A 21,503-nucleotide genomic window follows, 5' to 3' on the forward strand; every position below is an offset into this window, starting at 1 on the left:
CCGTTCGCTCAGGTTCCAGTCGCGACCTGTTCGGACAGCAGCGCCTGGATTTCCTCGTCGCTGAGGCCTTCCAGGTTGTCGAGCATCCCGGCCAGCCCGTCGTCGTCGTGCAGCATCTGCGCGTACTGCGCCTGCAGCCACTGGCCGAAGCCGGCCACGGTCGGCGCCTCGAACACCGTGCGCAGCCGCGCATCGCAGGCGAAGGCCTGGTTGATGCGGCTGAGCAACTGGGTCGCCAGCAGCGAATGGCCGCCGAGGTCGAAGAAGTCGTCGTCGATGCCGACCCGCTCGATCCCCAGCGTCTGCGCCCAGATCTCCGCCAACCGCGCCTCGTCGTCGTTGCGCGGAGCGACGTAGCGCTCGCTGTCGGCGCCGCTGTCCGGCGCCGGCAATGCGTTGCGGTCGACCTTGCCGTTGGGCGTGAGCGGGAAACGCTCCAGCGTCGCGAACGCGCTAGGCACCATGTAGTCGGGCAGGCTCGCGCGCAGGTGTTCGCGCATCGCGCCGGCCGCCGGCGCATCGCCGTCGGCGACGACATAAGCGACCAGGCGCTTGTCGCCGGGACGGTCCTCGCGGCAATGCACCACCGCCTGGCCGACGCCGGGCAACTGCGCCAGCACCGATTCGATCTCGCCCAGCTCGATGCGGAAACCGCGCAGCTTGACTTGGTGATCGATGCGGCCGATGACTTCCAGCCGGCCGTCGCGGCGCCAGCGCGCGAGATCGCCGGTGCGGTACAGGCGCGCGTCCGGCGAAGCGGCGTAAGGATCGGGCACGAACTTCTCGGCGGTCAGTTCGGGCCGGTCGAGATAGCCCAGGGCGACGCCGTCGCCGCCGATCAACAGCTCGCCCGGCACCCCGGCCGGCAGCGGCCGCAGCGCGCGGTCGACCACGTAGACGCGGGTGTTGGCGATCGGCTTGCCGATGCAGATCGCGCCGTCGCGGCGCACGCGCTCCAGCGTCGACCACACCGTGGTCTCGGTCGGGCCGTACATGTTCCACAACTCGGCGCAGCGTTCCAGCAGGCGGTCGGCCAGCTCGCGCGGCAGCGCTTCGCCGCCGCACAGCAGGCGCAGGTCGGCGCGGCCGTGCCAGCCGGCGTCGAGCAGCATGCGCCAGGTCGCCGGGGTCGCCTGGACCACGGTGCTGCGCGAGCGCTCGATCAAGCGCGCCAGCGCCATCGCGTCGCCGGCGGTGTCGCGGTCGGCCAGCACCACGCGCGCGCCGACGCTGAGCGGCAGCATCAGTTCCAGCAAGGCGATATCGAACGACAGCGTGGTCACCGCGCACAGCGCGTCGGTTTCGCCCAGGCCCGGTTCGCGCGCCATCGAGGCGAGGAAGTTGACCGCCGCGCCGTGCGGCACGCGCACGCCCTTGGGCCGGCCGGTCGAGCCGGAGGTGAAGATCACATAGGCCGGATCGCGCGCGCCGACCGCGACCGGCGCGCGCGCATCGCCGGCGTCGGCGAGCGCGTCCTTGAGGCTCAGCGAGGCCTGCCCGGCGGGCAGATTCGCGATCAGGTCGCGGTCGCCGAGCACCAACCGCATCGACGCGTCCTCGAGCATGTAGCCCAGGCGCTGCGCGGGATAGCTCGGGTCCATCGGCACGTACGCCGCACCGGCCTTGAGCGTGCCCAGCAGCGCCGCCAGCATCGCCGGCGAACGCTCCAGGTACAGGCCGACCAGATCGCCCGCGCCGACGCCGCGCGCGGCCAGCGCGCGCGCCACCGCTTCGGCTTGCGCGTCGAGTTCGGCGTAGCTCAGCCGCTGATCGCCGGATTCGACCGCGATCGCCGCGGGCGTGCGCGCGGCCTGGGCTTCGAACAGCCCGTGCAGCGGCAACGCCGGCGTGTCGGCCGCGGTGTCGTTCCAGTCGCGCAGCAACTGCCGGCGCTCCAGCGGCGACAGGATGTCGAGTTCGCCGAGCGTGCGCGCCGGGTCTTCGGCCGCCGCCGCGAGCAGGCGCTGCAGCTGGCCGGCGAACGCGGCGATGGTGGCCTCGTCGAACAGCGCGGTCGAATACTCGAACATCATCACCAGCTGGCCGCGGTCTTCCACCGCGAACAGCGACAAGTCGGTGCGCGAAGTGCCCTGGTTGACCGTGTCGAAGGCCACCGTGTTCAGGCGCAGGCCCGATTCGGTGCGCGACTCGCCGGGGAAGTTCTGGAAGAACAGCATCGACTGGAACAGCGGCGTGTGGCTCTGCGCGCGGTCCAGGTCGAGCTCTTCGATCAGTCGCTCGATCGGCAGGTCCTGGTTCGAATACGCGCCCAGGGTGGTTTCCTTCACCTGCGCCAGCAGTTCGCGGAAGCTGGGATCGCCGGACAGGTCGTTGCGCAGCGCCAGCATGTTGACGAAGAAGCCGACCATCGACTCCAGTTCGGGCCGGCCGCGGTTGGCCACGCCGACGCCGAGCACCTGGTCGGTCTGCCCGGAGTAGCGCATCAGCAAGGTCTGGAACGCCGCCACCAACACCATGAAGGCGGTGGCGTCCTCGCGCCGCGCCATCTGCCGCACGCGCTCGTACGCGTCTTCCGGCAGCACCGCGCGCAGCACCGCGCCGTGCGGGCTCTGCCGCGGCGGACGCGGCCGGTCGCCGGGCAGCTCCAGCACCGGCAGGCGCCCGGACAGCCGCTCTTTCCAGTACTCCAGCTGCTTGGCCAGGGTGCCGTGCTCGAACTCGTCGCGCTGCCACAGCGCGTAATCGACGTACTGCAGCTGCGGGTCCGCCAGCGGCGAGGGCTGGCCGGCGTCGAACGCCTGATACAGCGCGTGCAGCTCTTCCAGGATCACGCCCAGCGACCAGCCGTCGATGGCGATGTGGTGGGCGTTGAGCACCAGCAGATGGCGCTGCGGCCCGGTGCGCACCAGCAGCGCGCGCAGGATCGGGCCGTGGCTCAGGTCGAAGCCGATGGCCGCTTCTTTGCGCGCCAGCTCGATCGCCTGCGCGTCGCGCTCGGCCGCCGGCAGGTCGCTGAGGTCGGCATAGCCCAACGGCACCTGCGCCGGCGCCAGGATGTGCTGGTACGGGCCTTCGGCGTCGCTGCGGGTGACCGTGCGCAGGCTTTCGTGGCGGCGCGCGACCTCGTCGAGCGCGCGCTGCAGCGGCTCGCGCCGCAGCGGGCCGTCGATCCACTGCGACAGCGGCACGTTGTACACCGCCGAACCCGGCTCGAACTGATCGAGGATCCACAGGCGCTGCTGCGCGAACGACAGCGGCAGGCGCGAGGGACGCTCGCGCCGCACCACGCCGGGCCGCGCCGCGGCGGCCTTGCGCTGCGCCAGTTGGCGCAGCACCAGGGCCCGGCGTTCCGGCGACAAACCGGCCAAACGCGCGTCCAACTCGCTCATGACGGCTCTCCGCCTCCCGTGGCCTGGTTCAAGCGGGCCGCGGCTTCTTCGTCGCTGAGGTTTTCCAGGCTCGCCAGCAGCGCTTCCAGGTCGGCGCCGTCGATCTGCTCGCGCGCCACCGCGACGCGCGCGGCCAGTTGTTCCAGGGTCGGCGCCTCGAACATCGCGCGCAGCGGCAGCTCGATGCCGAAGTGCTGGTCGATGCGCGCCAGCAGGCGCGTGGCCAGCAGCGAATGGCCGCCGAGGTCGAAGAAGTTGTCGCGCACGCCGACCCGGCGCACGTTGAGCAACTGCTTCCACAGCTCGACCATGGTTTCTTCCTCGGGCGTGCGCGGCGCGATGTCGTCCTCGCCGCCGTCCTCGCCGCCGGCCACGTCTTCCGGCGCCGGCAACGCGCGCCGGTCGACCTTGCCGTTGGGCGTGAGCGGGAAACGTTCGAGCACGAGGAACGCGCTGGGCACCATGTAGTCCGGCAACGCCGCGCGCAGGTGGTCGCGCAGCGCGGTCGCCGCGGGCGCGGCGCCGTCGGCGGTGACGTAGGCGACCAGGCGCTTGTCGCCCGGACGGTCCTCGCGGCAATGCACCACTGCCTGGGTCACGCCGGCGAACTGCGCCAGCACCGATTCGATCTCGCCCAGCTCGATGCGGAAACCGCGCAGCTTGATCTGGTGATCGATGCGGCCGATGACTTCCAACGTGCCGTCGTAGCGCCAGAACGCGAGGTCGCCGGTGCGGTACAGGCGGCTGCCCGGCGCGGCCGCGAACGGATCGGCGATGAACTTCTCTTCGGTCAGGTCCGGGCGGCCGCGATAACCGGCGGCGAGGCCATCGCCGCCGATCAACAGTTCGCCCGGCACGCCGGCCGGCAGCAGCTGCATGTTGCGGTCGACGATGTGGATCTGGGTGTTGTCGACCGGCTTGCCGACCAAGATCGGGCCTTCGCCCGGCAACACCCGGCACAGCGCCGAATACACCGTGGTCTCGGTCGGGCCGTACAGGTTCCACAGCTCGCCGCAGCACGGCAGCAGGCGGTCGGCGAGTTCGCGCGGCAGCGCTTCGCCGGTGGAGATGATCTTGATCGCGTCGTTGCCGCGCCAGCCCACCTCCAGCAGCATGCGCCAGGTCGCCGGCGTAGCCTGCATGACGTCGAGTCGGGCTTCGTCGACCAACCGGCGCAGGCGGATGCCGTCGCGCGCGGTGTCGCGGTCGACCAGCACGATGTGCGCGCCGACGGTCAGCGGCAGCACCAATTCGAACAGGGCGATGTCGAACGACAGCGTGCTGATCGCGCACAGCGTCTGGCCCGCGGCCAGGCCCGGTTCGCGCGCGACCGAGCGCAGCAGGTTGACTGCCGAGCGGTTGCGGATCTCCACGCCCTTGGGCTTGCCGGTCGAACCGGAGGTGAAGATCACATAGGCCAGGTCGTCCTCGCCGGCGCCGTCGGCCGGCGGCGCGTCGGCGCTGGCGTCGAGTTCGGCGTCGGCATCGGCGATCACTACCGATTCGACCGCGGCCGGCGGCGTCGCCGCGAGTTCGCGCTGGGTCACCAGCACGCGCGAAGCCGAGGTCTCCAGCATGTAGGCCAGACGGTCGCTGGGATAGGTCGGGTCCAGCGGCACGTAGCCGCCGCCGGCCTTGAGGATCCCGAGCAGGCCGATCAGCATCTCCGGCGTGCGATCGACGTACAGGCCGACCAGTTCGCCGGCCTTCACTCCGGCCGCGCGCAGCTGATGCGCGAGCGCGTTGGCGCGACGGTCGAGTTCGCGATAAGCGATGTGGCGCGTACCGAAGCTCAGCGCGATCGCATCGGGCGAGCGCTCCACCTGCGCCTGCACCAGCGTCGCCAGGGTGCGCTGCGCGGGCAGTTCGCGCGCGGTGTCGTTCCACCGCGCCAGTTCGGCCGTTTCGTCCGCGCCCATCAACCGCAGCGCCGACACGCGCGCGTCGGGTTCGGCGACGGCGTGATCGAGCAGGGTCAGCAGGTGCGCGGCCAGGCGCTGGATGCGCACCGCATCGAACAGGTCGGTGCTGTACTCCAGCACGAGCTCGCGGCGCGAGTCCTGGCTCACGAACAGGCTCAGATCGCCCTGGGCGTTGCCGGGCTGCAGTTCGTCGAGCTGCAGCGGATCGACCGTGAGCCCTTCCAGTTCGACGTCCTGGGCCGGGTAGTTCTGGAAGAAGAACATCACCTGCGCCAGCGGCGTGTGGCTCGGCGAGCGCGGCAGGCGCAGGGTTTCCAGCACCTTGTCCAGCGGCGCGTCGGCGTTCTCCATCGCGCCGAGCACGCTTTCGCGCACGCGCTCGACCAGTTCGGCGAAGCTTGGCTCGCCGTCCAGGCGGGTGCGCATCGCCAGGGTGTTGACGAAGAAACCGACCACCGATTCGAGCTCGACCCGGTTGCGCCCGGCCACGCCCATCGCCACGGTGATGTCGTCCTGGCCGGTGTAGCGCGACAGCAGCGCCTGGTACGCGGCCAGGAACACCATCGACAGCGTCGCGTTGCGCTCGCGCGCGAAAGCTTCGATGCGCTGATTCAGCGCATCGGGAATCTGCAGGCGATGCAGCGCGCCGCGGAAGCTCTGCGCGGCCGGGCGTGCGCGATCGGCGGGCAGGTCGAGCGTGGTCGCCGCGCCGGTCAGCCGTTCGCGCCAGTAGTCCAGCTGCGGCTGCAGTCCTTCGCCGCCGAGGGTTTCGTCCTGCCACAGCGCGATGTCGGCGATCTGCAGCGGCAGTTCTTCCAGCGTCGCCTGCTCGCCGCGCACGCGCGCGTTGTAGAGCAGGTACAGCTCGTCGAGCAGCTTGCTGATCGACCAGCCGTCGATGGCGATGTGGTGGAAGGTCAGCACCAGCAGATGCGACTTCGGCTCGGCCTCGATCAGCAGCGCGCGCAGCATCGCGTCGCGGCTCAGGTCGAACGAGACGCGGATGTCCTCGCGCGCCAGGCGCAACGCATCGGCGCTGCGCGCGTCGGCATCGTCGCCGTGCGCGCGCACCTCGCGCCACGGCGCCTGCAGCTGTTCGAGGATGTGCTGGTGCGGCTCGCCGTCGTGCGTGCGATACACGGTACGCAGCGCCTCGTGGCGATCGACCAGCGCCTGCACGCATTCGCGCAAGGCCGGCACGTTCAACTCGCCGCGCAACCACAGCGCGGCCGGCGAGTTGTACGCCGTCATGCCGGGAGTGAAACGGTCCAGCCACCACAAGCGGCGCTGGCCGAACGTCAGCGGGATGCGCTCGGGGCGCGGCCTCGCTTGAATCCGGTTCTGCGCAGCGCGCTGGCGCGCCGCGATCTGACGCAAAAGCTCGCGCTTCGCCGGGGACAACCCAGCGATGCGATGATCGATCTCGCTCATCCCTTTACCTTCCATGTGACGAAACATCGTCAGCCGACCTACCCTGTCGGCGCTTTAATGGCACGTACTCTTCGCAGAACCTGAGATGTTGTTGCACGCGACCGGTGGTCGCTGTCATCCTTGGTGTGCAGTCAGTCGTGCCCCCCGTATATATCCTATGCACATAACGGGGTTCGGGCGCAAAGCGGACCACATTCGGTTGCCGGCACGCCAGTGCCAGGCTGGGGACCCGAAGCAGTGCCGACGAGCGGTACACGATTGGGGAACGGGCGGTGAAGGGTTTCGTTTCCATTTCCCGATAGGAATAGGGGTTTTTGCGAGCGTCAGGAGTTTTTGGCCCGGGGGGGCCCAATGCATGGATCGGCAGTTGAATGGGGCACCGCAGGTGCGGTCGGCAACCATTGCCCAGGGGTGGGTGATGTGGTCAATGCTGACTTTTTAAACGATCTAATCGCACTGTCTGCGCGTATCGGCGCGGACCCGTCGCTGGTGCAGGGCGGTGGCGGCAATACCTCGCTCAAGCGTGGCGACGCGCTGTGGGTGAAAGCATCCGGCACCTGGCTTGCGCACGCGCACGAACGCGACATTTTCGTGCCGCTGCCGTTGGCGCAGGTGCGCGACGCGTTGCGCCACGACGACGGCGAAACGCGCGTGAACCTGCTGAGCCAAGGGCTGGCGCTGCGTCCGTCGATCGAGACGTCGCTGCATGCGTTGCTGCCGCATGCGTTGGTGGTGCATGTGCACAGCGTCGCCACCATCGCCTGGGCGGTGCGTCGCGATGCACAAACGCAACTCGCGCAGCGCTTAGACGGACTGAATTGGGCGTGGGTGCCGTATCGCCGTCCCGGCCATCGCCTGACCCAAGTCGTGGCCGGAATACTGAATACGCGCACGCCCGACGTACTGGTGCTCGGCAATCACGGCCTGGTGGTCGGCGCGGCCGATCGCGCCGGCGCCGAAGCCTTGTTGGCCGAGGTCGAGCGCCGTTTGCGTCTTCCCCAACGCGACGCGCCATCGTCGCAGCCGCAGCGACTGGCGCAGGTCAATGATCTGCACTGGGCGCCGGCGCCGCTGGAGTTGGTGCACGCGCTGGCGACCGATGCGCAAGCGCTGCGCATCGCCGCCGGCGGCGTGCTGTATCCGGATCACGCGGTGTTCCTGGGGCCGCGCGCGGCGGTGGTGAACGACGGCGAATGCCTGTCGGCGGCGCTCGCGCGCACCGCCGCCGAATGCGGCGCGGCGCCGTGTTTCGCGCTGGTGCCGGGCGCCGGCGTGCTGACCGCGCCGGACTTGTCCGACGGCGCGCACGCGATGCTGCATTGCCTGGCGCTGGTGGCGCTGCGGCTCGACGGCGAGGCCGCATTGGCCGAGCTCGGCGAGTCCGATGTCGCCGAACTGATCGATTGGGAAGCCGAGAAGTACCGCCGTTCGCTGATGCGGACACCGAACTGATCCACCGCCGCGTCCAACCCATCGCGAACTGATCCACGGAAGGAATCCATGCAGATCGTAGTTCCCATGTCGGGTTTCGGAGAGCGCTTCAGGCGCGCCGGATACCGCGTGCCCAAGCCGCTGATCGAAGTCGAGGGCAAGCCCATCGTCGCCCACGTAGTCGACATGTTCCCGGGCGAAACCGAGTTCGTGTTCGTCTGCAACCGCGATCACCTGGAAGAACCGTCCTATCGCATGGCCGACCTGCTCGCGCAGTACTGCCCGAGCGGACGCGTGGTCGCGATCGCGCCGCACAAGCTCGGCCCGGTCAACGCGGTGCTGCAGGCGATCGACTACCTCGATCCGGATGCGCCGACGCTGGTGAACTACTGCGACTTCGCCTGCAGCTGGGACTACGCCGACTTCAAGCGCGCGGTGCTCGAAAGCGGTTGCGACGGCGCGATCCCCTGCTATACCGGCTTCCACCCGCACATGATGGGCTCGACCAACTACGCCTACGTGCGCAGCGAGCGCGGGCGCGTGCTCGACATCCAGGAAAAGAAGCCCTATACCGACCAGCCGCGCAACGAGTACGCCTCCAGCGGAAGCTACTACTTCGCCTCCGGCGCGCTGATGCGCGACGCGTTCGAGCGGACCATGGCGCGGCCGGACCTGGAGTTGGGCGGCGAGCGTTACGTCAGCCTGGCCTACAAGCCCTTGCTCGAGGACGGCCGCCGCATCGCGGTGTACGAACTCAACCACTTCATGCAGTGGGGCACGCCGCAGGACCTGGAGGAATACCGCTACTGGTCCGACGCGTTCCGCCGCATCGCCGATCCCGCGCGCGCGCTGCCGCCGCCGGCCCAGCGCGGCGCGGTGATGGTGCCGATGGCCGGGCTGGGTTCGCGCTTCGCCGCCGAAGGCTACGCCGATCCCAAGCCGCTGATCGAAGTCTCCGGCGAGGCGATGGTGGTGCAGGCCGCGCGCGACCTGCCGCAACCGGCGCAACGCGTGTTCGTGCAGCGCCGCGACATCCCCGGGCGCGAGCGCATCGGCGCGGCGCTGAGCGAACGCTTCCCCGGCAGCGCCCAGGTCGATCTGGAGCAGGTCACCGACGGCCAGGCGCGTACCTGCCTGCTCGGCCTGGACGGGATCGATCTCGAACAGCCGCTGACTATCGGCGCCTGCGACAACGGCGCCGTGTTCGACGCCGACGCGCTGGCGCTGGCGCTGGCCGACGATTCGGCCGACGTGCTGGTGTGGACGGCGCGCGGCTATCCCGGCGCGGCGCGCCGCCCGCAGCACTACGGTTGGGTCGACGAAAGCGACGGCGCGGTGCGCGCGGTCTCGGTCAAGCAGCCGCTGGCCGACCCGGCCAACGACCCGATCGTGCTCGGCACCTTCACCTTCCGCCGCGCCGCCGACTTCGTCGCCGCCGCGCAGGCGATGATCGCGCGCGACGGCCGGGTCAACGGCGAGTTCTACGTCGATACCTGCATCAACGACGCGCTCGCGCTGGGCCTGCGCTGCAAGACCTTCGAGGTCTCGCACTACCTGTGCTGGGGCACGCCGGACGACCTGCGCACCTACGAGTACTGGCAATCGTGCTTCCACAAGTGGCCGGCGCATCCGTACCGGCTCGAACGCGATCCGCGCGTGGCCGAACCGGCGCGTGCGGCGCTGGAGCAGCGCTACCGCATGCGCCAACCGGAGCGCGCGACGTGGTGAACGCCCTGCCCGCGCCCGCCGCGTCCTCGCGCCTGCGCGGCGAACTCGCGCGTTTCCTGCTGGTCGGCTTCACCGCGGTGGCGATCGACTTCGCGGTCTATCGCGGCCTGCTGTGGCTGGCGCTGAACGTGCATCCGGCCAAGACCGCGGGCTACGTCGCCGGCGCGGCGTTCGGCTACTTCGCCAACCGCGCCTTCACCTTCCGGGTCGGCGCGCGCTGGCACCCGCGGGAACTGCTCGGCTTCCTCGCCGTCTACGCGGTCGCGCTGGCGGCCAACGTGGCGGTGAACGCGCTGGCGCTGGCGGTGCTTGGCCGCGGCGAGATCGCGCTGGCGCTGGCCTTCGTCGCCGCCACCGGGGTGTCGGCGGCGATGAACTTCATCGGGCTCAAGCTGTTCGTGTTCGGCGCCGACGCTGCGCCGGCCGCGGTGACGCACGCGGGCGCGGCCGCGGGCGACAGCGCCGGCGCGCGCACCACTTTGTCGCTGGTGATCCCCTGCTACAACGAAGCGGCCAACTTGCCGCTGCTGGTGGCGCGCCTGCGCGAGACTTTCCGCGACGAGCGGGTCGAGGCGGTGCTGGTCGACAACGGTTCCAGCGACGACAGCCCGGCGGTGCTGGCGCGCCTGCTCGAAGGCCAGTCGCGCATCCGCAGCGTGCGGGTCGAGGTCAACCGGGGCTACGGCCACGGCATCCTCGCTGGCCTGCGCGCGGCGCGCGGCGAGGTGATCGGCTGGACCCACGCCGACATGCAGACCGATCCGTTCGACGCGCTGCGCGGGCTGCAGCTGTTCGACGCCGACGCCGATCCGCGGCGCCTGTTCGTCAAGGGCCGCCGCCACGGCCGCCCGCTCGGCGACGTCGCCTTCACCGTCGGCATGTCGGCGTTCGAAACGGTGCTGCTGGGCCGGCGCATGTGGGACATCAATGCCCAGCCGACCCTGTTCCCGCGCGCGTTCTTCGAGACCTGGCGCGAGCCGCCGCAGGATTTCGCCCTGGACCTGTACGCCTATCACCAGGCGCTGCATCAAGGCCTGCGCGTGCAGCGCTTTCCGGTGCGTTTCGGCGAACGCGCGCACGGCCACTCGCATTGGAACGTGAACTGGCGGGCCAAGCTGCGCTTCATCAAACGCACCGTCGACTTCAGCCTGCGCCTGCGCCGCGAACTGCGAGGACGCCCGGCATGATCGTGATCCGCCATCGCCGCAACACCCTCGCCGAGCTGAGCGACACCCCGGCCGAGCTCGGCATCGAACTCGACCTGCGCAGCCGCGGCGAGGAGTTGATCATCCACCACGACGCCTTCGCCGACGGCGAGCGCTTCGAGGATTGGCTGGCCGGTTTCCGCCATCGCACCTTGATCCTCAACGTCAAGGAAGAAGGCCTGGAGGACCGTCTGATCGCGCTGATGCGCGAACGCGGCATCGAGGACTATTTCTTCCTCGACCAGTCCTTCCCGTTCCTGGTGCGCACCGCCAATCGCGGCGAATCGCGCTGCGCGGTGCGGGTGTCGGAGTTCGAATCCATCGACACCGCGCTGAGCCTGGCCGGACGCATCCAGTGGGTGTGGGTCGACTGCTTCACCCGCTTCCCGCTCGACGGCGCGCAGGCGCGCCGGCTGCAGGACGCCGGATTCAAGCTGTGCCTGGTCTCGCCCGAGCTGCAGGGTCGCGATGCCGGCAGCGGAATTCCGGCCCTGCGCGCGCTGCTGGCGCGCGAGGGCATCGTCGCCGAAGCGGTGTGCACCAAGGAACCGGAGCTGTGGCGATGAGCGCGGACCGGATTGGGACCGACAAGATCTGGGCGAACAGGATCTGGCGAGATCCGGTGTTCCGGTTCGGCCTGCTGTTGAAGCTGGCGCTGGCGGTGCTGCTGGCGCCGCAGATCCAGCAGCAGTGGTTCGTGCCGTTCGTCGCCCACGCCATCGCCCATCCGGCGCTGGACCCGTGGTCGGCGTTCCTCGCCGCCGGCGGCGACCCGATGGCCTATCCCTACGGCCCGGCGATGCTGATCGCGCACCTGCCCGGCACCGCGCTGGGCTTGCTCGCGGCGACGCTGGCGGGAGTTCCGGAACTGACCGGCATCGGCTTCCGCCTGGGCCTGCTCGGTTTCGACATCGCCACCTTGTACCTGCTGCTGCGGCTGTGGCCGCAACGCCCGCGCATGCTGCTGTGGCTGTACTGGTGGTCGCCGATCGCGTTGTACGTGACCTACTGGAACGGCCAGACCGACATCGTGCCGGTGGCGCTGCTGCTGTGGTCGCTGCTGTGCCTGCGCGAATACCGGGTGCGGCGCGGCGGCATCGCCCTGGGGCTGGCCTTCGCCGCTAAGTTCAGCATGTTGCTGGCGGCGCCGGTGCTGGCGATCTATCTATGGCGCAACAAGCGCCTGCGCGGCCTGCTGCGGCCGTTCGCGCAGGGCTTCGCGATCACCGCGCTGTTGTCGCTGGCGCCGTGGCTGGCCTCGCCGGGCTTCGTGCGCATGGTGTTCGGCACGCCCGAATCGCTGCGCCTGTTCGATCTCGCCCTGCCGCTGGGCCACGACCTGCGCGTCTACCTGACCCCGTTGCTGTACCTGCTGGCGGTCTACGGCCTGTGGCGGCTGCGCCGGATCAGCTTCGAGCTGCTGGTCGCCGCGACCGGGCTGGCGTTCTTCCTGGTGGTGCTGGCCACGCCCGCGCCGCCGGGCTGGTACCTGTGGCTGGTGCCGTTCCTGGTCGCCCATCAACTGCACAGCGATCGCGGCGCACGGGTGTTGACCGGGGTGTTCTCGGCCCTGTTGATCGCCATGCACCTGGTCTATTCCAGCGGCGCTTCGCTGCCGTGGACCGGACTCGACCCGGCCGCGCGCCTGGCCGAACTCGGCGGCGCGCTGAGCCCGCACCTGCATTCGCTGGCCTACACCCTGATCGTCGCCGCCGGGCTGGTGCTGCTGGTGCAGATGCTGCGCGAGCGGGTCGCGCGCAACGACTACTACCGCATCGCGCAGAAGCCGGTCACGCTCGGCATCGCCGGCGATTCGGGCTCGGGCAAGGACACCCTCAGCCGCGCGCTCGCCGGGATCTTCGGCGAGCACTCGGTGGTGCACGTCTCCGGCGACGACTATCACGTCTGGGACCGCTACGCGCCGATGTGGAAGGGCCTGACCCATCTCAATCCGCGCGCCAACGACCTGCAACGCTTCAACAACGACGTGCTGGCGCTGATGGACGGCAAGCCGATCCTGTGCCGCCACTACGACCACGGCGCCGGCCGCTTCACCGCGCCGACCCGGATCGACAAGAACGACGTGGTGATCGCCTCGGGCCTGCACGCGCTGCACATGCGCGGACTGCGCGAGCGCTTCGACGTGTCGGTGTTCCTCGACCTCGACGAGCGCTTGCGCCGGGCCTGGAAGATCGAGCGCGACGTGCACCAGCGCGGCCACCCGTTGGCCACCGTGCTGGCCTCGATCGAGAAGCGCATGGCCGACTCGCGCCTGCACATCCATCCGCAGCGCGGTCTGGCGCGGCTGGTGCTGCGGCTGGAGCCGGTCAACGCGCGCCAGCTGGAGACCGGCGATGCGCTCGAACACGTGCGGCTGAAGCTGGTCGCGCTGATCCGCAACGGCACCTCGCACGAACGCCTGGCGCGGATCCTGATCGGCATCTGCGGCCTGCACCTGGACGTGCAGTCCAGCGAGGACGGCAGCGAGGTGGAAATGAGCATCGAGGGGGAAGTCGACGCCGACGACATCGCCATGGCCGCGCACACGCTGGTGCCGGGGCTGGAGGAGATGCTCGACATCCGCCCGCAGTGGGAAGGGGGCATGAGCGGAATCATGCAGTTGCTCGTGCTGATCCAGATCGAAGAATCGTTGAAGAGCCGCATCCGATGACGCTGAGAATCCACAACAACGACAAGGTCCTGCGTGCGCCGCAGGCGATTATTTTCGACACCGACAACACCTTGTACGCCTACGACCGGCCGCACAGCCAGGCGCTGGCGGCGGCCGAACGCAAGGCGGCCAAGCTGCTCGGCGTCGCCGCGGACGAGGTCAGCGGCGCGTTCGCGCGCGCGCGCGAAGACGTCAAGCGCCAGCTCGGCAAGACCGCCAGCTCGCACAGCCGGCTGCTGTACTTCCAGCGCGGCATCGAGATCCTCGGGCGCAAGACCCAGCTGGTGATCACGCTCGACCTGGAGCAGACCTACTGGCGCACCTTCCTCTCGCACTGCGAGCTGTTCCCGGGCGTGCGCGAGTTCCTGCAGGCGCTGCGCAGCAGCGGCATCGGCACGGCGATCATCACCGACCTGACCTCGCAGATCCAGTTCCGCAAGATCATCTACTTCGGCCTGGACGACTGCTTCGACTACGTGGTCACGTCCGAGGAGGCCGGCGCCGACAAGCCGCAGGAAGCGCCGTTCCGGCTCGCGATCGACAAGCTCGGCATCGATCCGGCGCGGATCTGGATGATCGGCGACCACCCGGTCAACGACATCGCCGGCGCGCGCCCGTTCGGGATCAGCACGCTGCTGCGGGTGGACCGCAACCACGAAGGCCGCGACGCCGGCTGCGACGTGGAATTCGACGATTTCACCGAACTGCACCAGTTCTTCTTCTCGGGGAAGGTCGACGGGGTGAGCCAGTTCGCCGGCGCGCACGCGCGCTGAGCGGCGCGCCCATCCAAGCAGGGGGAGAACGCAATGAACCAGGACACCGCCGCGCGCATCGTGCCGCGCAAGGAGCGCGCACCGCGATGAACGCGAATACTGCAACACCGTCCACGAAACTCTCGGCCGAGCGCGCGCTCGCCGCGGCGCTGGCGCTGGGCCTGGTCTGGCCGATGCTGGCCACCGTCGTCGCCGGCGTCGGCCTCGGCGCGCGCGCCGGCGGCCTGCCGTTCGCGCTGTCGCTGGCGTTGGCGGCGTTGCCGCTGGCGCTGCTGTGGCATCCGCTGGCGCGGCGCCTGCCGGCGCAGTGGGACGGCCGCCGCCGCGGCCACGGCCTGGCGTTCGCGCTGCTGGCGCTCGCCGCGCTGCTCGCCATCGCCCGCCTGCTCGGCGTCGCCTTGTACATGGCCGACGCCAGCCAGTCGCAGTTCTCCGCGTTCTGGTTCGATCCGTTCTACATCGGCCACAGCTGCTACTCGGCCTATTGGCAGGCGGCGGAACTGGCGCGCGAGGGCGCGGCCAATCTCTACGACGTGGCGCTGTACACCGGCTCGGTCGATCACTTCAAGCTCGACGAGTTCATGTACCTGCCGCAGTTCGTGCTGCTGCCGGAACTCGGCCTGCTGCTCGGCGGCGACTTCTACAGCCTGCGCGCGGTCTGGTTCGGCGTGGAGGCGGCGATCGTGCTGGCCGGGCTGTGGGCGCTGGCGGCCTACATCGGCCAGGGCGCGGGCCGCCGCGCCTGGCTGCTGATGCCGCTGGTGATGGTGTCCAGCCCGATCGTGGTGACTCTGCAGGTCGGCAATTTCCAGCTCGCCGCGATCTCGCTGTCGGTGCTGGCGATGATCCAGTTCGAACGCGGCCGCAACGTCGCCGGCGGGGCCATGCTCGGCTTCGCGATCTTCAAGCTGTTCCCGGGCCTGCTCGGCATCTACCTGCTGGCGACCAAGCGCTGGCGCGCGGCGATCTGGACCTTCGCGTTCTCGGTCTTCTACAGCCTGGTGGCGCTGGCCTGGTTCGGCAAGGCGCCGTTCGAGGCCTTCCTGCATTACCAGGCGCCGCGCATCGCCAGCGGCGACGCCTGGGCGTTCCTGGAAATCCCCGGACTGGAGTGGGTCAGCGCGCTCAACCAGTCGGTGCCCGGCGCGGTGCTCAAGGCCAAGGCGCTGGGCCTGGACGGCATGACCCGCGCGGTGATGGGCGCGGTGTCGTGGGTGTGGACCGCGTTGGCGATCGCGCTGACGCTGGTCGCGGCCGCGCGCAACGCCTCGATGACGCGGCTGGAACGCGCCGCGGTGTGGGTGGCGGTGCTGGGCCTGGCGACCATGCGCAGCCCGTTCCTGCCCGACCACAGCGGCCTGATCGCGCCGATGTGGCTGTGGAGCCTGATCGCCGCGGCCGCGCTGCCGTCGGCGCGCAACCTGGTGTTGCTGGCGCTGGGCTGGCTGGCGTGCACGGCGGTGATGCCGGTCGGCGGGGTGGAACTGCCGGAACTGCACGCGCGGATCCTGCTGGCCAGCGCGATCCAGGCGGTGGCGCTGGGACTGTGCGTGTGGGCGGTGCTGCGCAAGCCGCACGCGCTGCGCGCGGGCGCAGGCGCGGGCAAGAGTTCTTGGAGCAACGACGATTCGGCAGCCGCCGCGGCCGCCGGAAAGGAATCCTTTTTTCTCAATACGAAGGTGGTTAGCGATGCGGCGTAAATCTCTGTGGTTGGCGATGCTGGGGCTGTTGAGCGCTTCGTTCTGCTCCCACGCTCAAGACGTTCTCGACATTCCGCGCACCGAGCATGCGCCGCGGCTCGAGGACTACATCGGCAAGATCCCCGCCAATGCGGGCGCGGAGGTCAAGGACTTCCGCCAGAACAAACCCGGCGACGGCGTGCCCTCGACCCTGGAGACCCGCGCCTACCTGTCGTACGACGACCACAACCTGTACGTGGTGTTCGTGTGCAAGGACGATCCCAAGCAGGTGCGCGCGCGCATCGCCCGCCGCGACGCGGTGTTCGGCGACGACGGCGTGCAGCTGATGCTCGACACCTACCACGACAAGCAGCGCGCGTTCGTGTTCACGGTGAACCCCTACGGCGCGCAGATGGACAGCCGCTACACCGAAGGCCCGGGCTACGACTTCAACTTCGACACCCAGTGGGTCTCCGACGGCCAGATCACCCACGACGGCTACGTCACGATGATGCAGATCCCGTTCAAGAGCCTGCGCTTCGAACGCGGCTCCAAGCAGGACTGGGGCATCGCCGTCAACCGCATCGTCCCGCGCACCAACGAGTTCGTGTACTGGCCCTACATCACTGAGCGCAAGGAGGGCTTCGTCGCCCAGTTCGCCACCGCGCGCATCGACGACGACCTGCGCCCGGGCCGCAACATCCAGGTCATTCCGCACATGACCTACCGCGACGCGCAGACCCTGGGCGTCGACTCGGCCGGCCGCCCGGACATGCGCGGCCACCGCCGCAGCGAGCTCGGCGTGGACGCCAAGTTCGTGATCAAGGATTCGATCGCGGTCGACCTGACCGTCAATCCCGACTTCGGCGAGGTCGAGACCGACGAGCCGCAGGTCATCGTCAACGAGCGCTACGAGCAGAACATCCTGGAGAAGCGACCGTTCTTCCTGGAGAACAGCGGCATCTTCACCTCGCCGGTGTCGATGTTCTACTCGCGCCGCATCGTCAACCCGCAGTACGGCGCGCGCGTGTCCGGCCGGCTCGGCCGCTGGGCCGTCGGCGGCCTGCTGATGGACGACGAGTACGCCGGCGCGACCGTCGGCGGCGACGACGCCGGCAAGACCGGCAAGATCGGCATCGCCCGCGTCCAGCGCGACATCGGCCAGCAGTCCAACCTCGGCGTGTTCCTGTCCGACCGCAGCGTCGGCGACCAGTACAACCGCGTCTTCAGCGTCGATTCGCGCATGAAGCTCAACGACAGCTGGAGCCTCAACGCCCAGGCCGCGCACAGCAACTCCGAGGAAGCCGAAGGCTACAAGCGCGACGGCCGCCTGTTCTTCCTGCAGGCGATCCGCGGCGGCCGCAACTTCAACTTCGACGGCCAGTACTTCGACGCCAGCAAGGACTTCGAGGCCGAACTGGCCTACCTGCCGCGCGTGGACATCCGCCAGCTCTACCAGAAGTCGTCCTACCTCAAGCAGTTCCCCGAGGCGCCGTGGCTGATCAGCATGGGCCCGACCCTGACGGCGCAGTACACCGTCGACCAGGGCAACGACGTGCAGGACTGGAGCGTCGAGCCGGGCTTCGTGGTCAACGGCCTGCTGCAGACCAAGTTCGAAGGCAACCTGATCCGCAACTACGAGACCTTCGCCGGCAAGGACTTCTACATGAGCGGCTTCACCATCGGCGCCAGCACCGAGTGGTGGAGGTGGCTGACCGCCGAAGCGAAGATCACCGTGCGCGACAAGATCAACTACACGCCTGCGGCCGGGCTGGAGCCGTTCATGGGCGACCAGCGCCTGGCGATCATCAAACTGACCATCAGCCCGTTCGCGCAGCTGCGCATCGACCAGTCCTTCATCTGGGACGAACTGCGCACCCAGCATTCGCTGGCCGGCCAGGATTCGGATTCGCGGGTGTTCAGCACCACCCAGTCGCGCACCAAGATCAAGTACCAGTTCAGCCGCTTCTGGGCCGCGCACGTGATCTTCGACTACCGCGCGCTGGACTCCAACCAGAACCTGTTCGCGATCCCGCGCGGCAAGAAGCTGGTCACCGACCTGCTGGTGAGCTATTCGCCCAACCCGGGCACCGCGTTCTACCTGGGCTACACCGACCAGCAGGAGAACCTGCGCATCAACGAGAACCCGAACATCGTCGTGCCCACGCGCGGGCTGGACATGCATACGGGCAAGCAGCTTTTCATGAAGTTCAGCTATCTGTTCAACTTCTGACCGCGGCGCGGCCAGAGCAACGTCCACGAAGGCCGGCGCAAGCCGGCCTTCGTCGTATCCGCGGCGCTCGGACCGGGGCCGCCCGTCCCGGCTGCGACGTGCGGAAAAAACCGGAAAGCCAACCCAGTCCACGTTTGCCCGCCGGCGTTCCCCGGGAAGCGTGATCCCGACGGCAGAAGCCGCGCGGCCGGGCCGCTAGCCTGCTGCCACCCCACTCCCGCGGCGCGCAGCGTTATGGTCGATATCCACACGGTATGGCCGTATTTCGCGATCCTGCTGGCCTGCCTGGGTCTGGCCGCGCTGCCCGCGTTCCGCGGCGCCGACGCCGCCGGCGGCAGCGGCCGGCGCACCGACACCCTCGACGGCTTGCGCGGTTTCCTGGCCCTGGGCGTGTTCGCGGTGCACGCGGTCGTGCACTACGACTATCTGCTCAGCGGCGTGTGGAAGCCCTCGTCCGCGCGCTTCTACAACGTCGCCGCGGTGATCTCGGTGGCGCTGTTCTTCATGCTCACCGGCTTCCTGTTCTGGAACAAGTTGCTCAAGGCCGGCGGCCGGCCCGACTGGAAGGCGCTCTACATCGGCCGCGTGTTCCGGCTGGGGCCCATGTACGTGGCGGTGGTGGCGACGATGATCGCCATCGTCGCCTACCGCACCGGCTTCCAATGGCGGCAGCCGCCGCTGCAGGTGATCGGCCAGGCGCTGGCGTGGCTGGCGCTGGGCATCCTGCCGCCGCCGCCGGCGATCAACGGCTACGCCGACACCGGCACCATCCTCGCTGGCGTCACCTGGACCCTGCTGTTCGAGTGGCTGTTCTATTTCTCGCTGCCGCTGTGGGCGTTGTTCGTACGCCGCGGACGGCACCTGGCGTTCAGCGCCGGCGTGGTCGCGGCCTGTCTGCTGGTCATCCTCGCCGGCACCTGGAACGGCGGCTTCGTGTCCGGGGTCAAGCCGCGGCCGGCGCTGTTGCTGGCGGTGCTGGCCGAGCTGATCGCGACGCTCGCCACCGGCATGCTGGTCGCCTCGCTGCTGCACGAACGCATCGGCGAACGCCTGCGCCTGCACGAGGCGCGCTGGGGCGCGCTGGCGCTGCTGGCGATCGCGCTGGCGTTCGCGGCGATGCTGGGCGCGCGCGATGTCGGCATGCTGCAGCTGCTGGCGTTCTGCCCGCTGCTGGGCGCGTTCCTGTTCGTGCTGTGCTCGGGCAACGACCTGTTCGGCGCCCTGTCGTGGCCGGCTTCGCGCCGGCTCAGCGCGATGAGCTACAGCATCTACCTGGCGCAGGGGCTGGCGCTGGTGGCGGTGTTCGCGATTCCCGGGGTGAAGGCCTACGCGCTCAGCGGCACGCTGCCGTTCTGGATCGTCAACATCGGCTGCGCGCTGGCGCTGTGCGCGGGCTCGCTGCTGAGCTACCGCTGGATCGAAGAGCCCGGCATCCGCGCCGGCAAGCGCCTGACCGAGCGGCTGCGCGCGCGCCGCGCCGCCGTGGCGCCACTGGCGGTGGCCGCGGATTCGTAAACCGGATTCCCGACTGCAGGAGCGGCGCGAGCCGCGACATCGCGCTGACGACGCAAGCGAGGTTTCGCGGTCGCGGCTCGCGCCGCTCCTACAGGGCGCGCCCGGATTTCCGCTGCGGCTGGAAACGAAAAGGCCGGCTTGCGCCGGCCTTTCGCGATCACATTTCGATGCAATCGAACTTCACGTCCGGGTCGACGTCGGCGTCGTAGTCGACGTCGTCGCGGTCGAAGCCGAACAGCTTCAGGAACTCGTGCTTGTAGCCGGCATAGTCGCTGAGCGCGAACAGGTTCTCGCTGGTCACCTGCGGCCACAGCGCGCTGCATTGCGCCTGCACGTCCTCGCGCAATTCCCAGTCGTCCAGGCGCAGGCGGCCTTGCTCGTCGGTCTGCGCGGGCTGGCCGTCCTGGCGGTACATGCGCTCGCGGTACATGCGGTCGAGCTGTTCGATCGGGCCTTCGTGCAGGCCCTTTTCCTTCATCACCTTGAACACCAGCGAGATGTACAGCGGCAGCACCGGGATCGCCGAGCTGGCCTGGGTCACCACCGACTTGAGCACCGCCACGTTGGCCGTGCCGCCGCCGTGCGCGCGCAGGCGCGCGTCCAGGCGCAGCGCGGTCGCGTCGAGGTCGGCCTTGGCCCGGCCCAGCGCGCCGTGCCAGTAGATCGGCCAGGTGATTTCGGTGCCGATGTAGCTGAAGGCGACGGTGCGCGCACCCGGGGCCAGCGCGTCGGCGCGTTCGAGCGCGTCGATCCACAGCTCCCAGTCCTGGCCACCCATCACCGTGACCGTGTCCTCGATCTCCTGCTCGGTGGCCGGCTCGATCGTGGCCTGCACGATCTGGTCCTTGTTGGTGTCGATCGCCGAGGAGGTGTACGCCGCGCCGATCGGCTTGAGCGCCGAGCGCTTGACCTCGCCGGTCGACGGCAGCTTGCGCACCGGCGACGCCAGCGAATAGATCACCAGGTCGACCTGCCCGCCCATCTCGTTCTTGATCAGCTCGATCGCCTTGGCGCGGACTTCGTCGGAGAACGCGTCGCCGTTGATCGAGCGCGCGTACAGGCCCTCGGCCTTGGCGAACTTGTCGAACGCGGCGGCGTTGTACCAGCCGGCGGTGCCGGGCTTCTTCTCGCTGCCGGGCTTCTCGAAGAACACGCCCAGGGTGTCGGCGCCGAAGCCGAACGCGGCGCCGATGCGCGCGGCCAGCCCGTAGCCGCTGGACGCGCCGATCACCAACACCTTCTTCGGGCCATCCTTGCGCACGCCGTGCGCGCGGGCGACGGCGATCTGGTCGCGCACGTTGAGCTCGCAGCCCACGGGGTGGGTGGTGATGCAGATGAAACCGCGGACCTTGGGATGGATGATCAATGTCGAATCTCGTCGGCTGGGGCCACGCATTTTAGGCGCTGCCGCGCCGATGCTGAAATCCCGACGCCGTACGGGCGCGAATGGGCGCATTCAGCCACGAGCGTGAGCCGTTTCGGGGCTGGATCGCGAGTATCCGGCATCGGCGCCGCAAGCGCCGCGCATCCCCGCGGATGGCATGCGCCGCCGATGGCAGACTGAT

The 21,503-nt window shown here is 69.4% G+C and carries 12 protein-coding genes; 9 read left to right on the top strand and 3 right to left on the bottom strand.

All coding sequences use genetic code 11. The annotated features are described in order from the left end of the window. Positions 1-8: 8 nt before the first annotated feature. Positions 9-3,350 (bottom strand): non-ribosomal peptide synthetase, encoded by a 3,342-nt coding sequence (locus tag RDV84_RS03705; protein ID WP_309152497.1) that lies wholly within the window; start codon positions 3,348-3,350, stop codon positions 9-11. Further along, on the bottom strand, positions 3,347-6,703 hold the full coding sequence (locus RDV84_RS03710; RefSeq protein WP_309152498.1) for a non-ribosomal peptide synthetase: 3,357 nt from the start codon (positions 6,701-6,703) through the stop codon (positions 3,347-3,349). The genes RDV84_RS03705 and RDV84_RS03710 overlap by 4 nt, the downstream gene beginning before the upstream one ends. 411 nt (positions 6,704-7,114) lie before the next feature. Here RDV84_RS03710 and RDV84_RS03715 point away from each other — a divergent pair, with 411 nt between their 5' ends. The 9 genes from RDV84_RS03715 to RDV84_RS03755 all read left to right on the top strand — a co-directional run bounded on the left by RDV84_RS03715 (position 7,115) and on the right by RDV84_RS03755 (position 19,938). Next, positions 7,115-8,155, top strand: a complete 1,041-nt coding sequence (locus tag RDV84_RS03715; RefSeq protein ID WP_309152499.1) for a class II aldolase/adducin family protein — start codon at positions 7,115-7,117, stop codon at positions 8,153-8,155. A 66-nt stretch (positions 8,156-8,221) separates the two neighbouring features. Further along, positions 8,222-9,862 (top strand): NTP transferase domain-containing protein, encoded by a 1,641-nt coding sequence (locus tag RDV84_RS03720; RefSeq protein ID WP_309153677.1) that lies wholly within the window; start codon positions 8,222-8,224, stop codon positions 9,860-9,862. Beyond that, positions 9,859-11,049, top strand: a complete 1,191-nt coding sequence (locus RDV84_RS03725; protein WP_309152500.1) for a glycosyltransferase — start codon at positions 9,859-9,861, stop codon at positions 11,047-11,049. Before RDV84_RS03720 ends, RDV84_RS03725 begins: the two co-directional genes overlap by 4 nt. Next, positions 11,046-11,633: a phosphatidylinositol-specific phospholipase C/glycerophosphodiester phosphodiesterase family protein gene (locus RDV84_RS03730; protein ID WP_309152501.1), complete on the top strand. Its 588-nt coding sequence runs from the start codon at positions 11,046-11,048 to the stop codon at positions 11,631-11,633. The genes RDV84_RS03725 and RDV84_RS03730 overlap by 4 nt, the downstream gene beginning before the upstream one ends. After that, positions 11,630-13,738 carry a hypothetical protein gene (locus RDV84_RS03735; protein WP_309152502.1) on the top strand — a complete coding sequence of 703 codons (2,109 nt, stop codon included), beginning with the start codon at positions 11,630-11,632 and terminating at the stop codon, positions 13,736-13,738. The genes RDV84_RS03730 and RDV84_RS03735 overlap by 4 nt, the downstream gene beginning before the upstream one ends. Further along, complete coding sequence (locus RDV84_RS03740) at positions 13,735-14,511, top strand: HAD family hydrolase (protein WP_078997694.1); 777 nt, start codon at positions 13,735-13,737, stop codon at positions 14,509-14,511. The genes RDV84_RS03735 and RDV84_RS03740 overlap by 4 nt, the downstream gene beginning before the upstream one ends. A gap of 86 nt (positions 14,512-14,597) precedes the next feature. Next, positions 14,598-16,211 carry a glycosyltransferase family 87 protein gene (locus RDV84_RS03745; protein WP_309152504.1) on the top strand — a complete coding sequence of 538 codons (1,614 nt, stop codon included), beginning with the start codon at positions 14,598-14,600 and terminating at the stop codon, positions 16,209-16,211. Beyond that, the gene (locus RDV84_RS03750) at positions 16,201-18,423 is read left to right on the top strand and encodes a carbohydrate binding family 9 domain-containing protein (protein WP_309152505.1); all 2,223 of its coding nucleotides are present in this window, start codon (positions 16,201-16,203) and stop codon (positions 18,421-18,423) included. Before RDV84_RS03745 ends, RDV84_RS03750 begins: the two co-directional genes overlap by 11 nt. A gap of 234 nt (positions 18,424-18,657) precedes the next feature. Then, on the top strand, positions 18,658-19,938 hold the full coding sequence (locus RDV84_RS03755; RefSeq protein WP_309152506.1) for an acyltransferase family protein: 1,281 nt from the start codon (positions 18,658-18,660) through the stop codon (positions 19,936-19,938). Positions 19,939-20,095: 157 nt separating this feature from the next. Here the strand turns inward: RDV84_RS03755 and fabV are convergent, their stop codons facing one another. Beyond that, positions 20,096-21,304: an enoyl-ACP reductase FabV gene (fabV, locus tag RDV84_RS03760; RefSeq protein WP_250447139.1), complete on the bottom strand. Its 1,209-nt coding sequence runs from the start codon at positions 21,302-21,304 to the stop codon at positions 20,096-20,098. Positions 21,305-21,503: the final 199 nt, after the last annotated feature.

The organism is Lysobacter yananisis (assembly GCF_031199375.1).
GTDB lineage: Bacteria > Pseudomonadota > Gammaproteobacteria > Xanthomonadales > Xanthomonadaceae > Lysobacter > Lysobacter yananisis.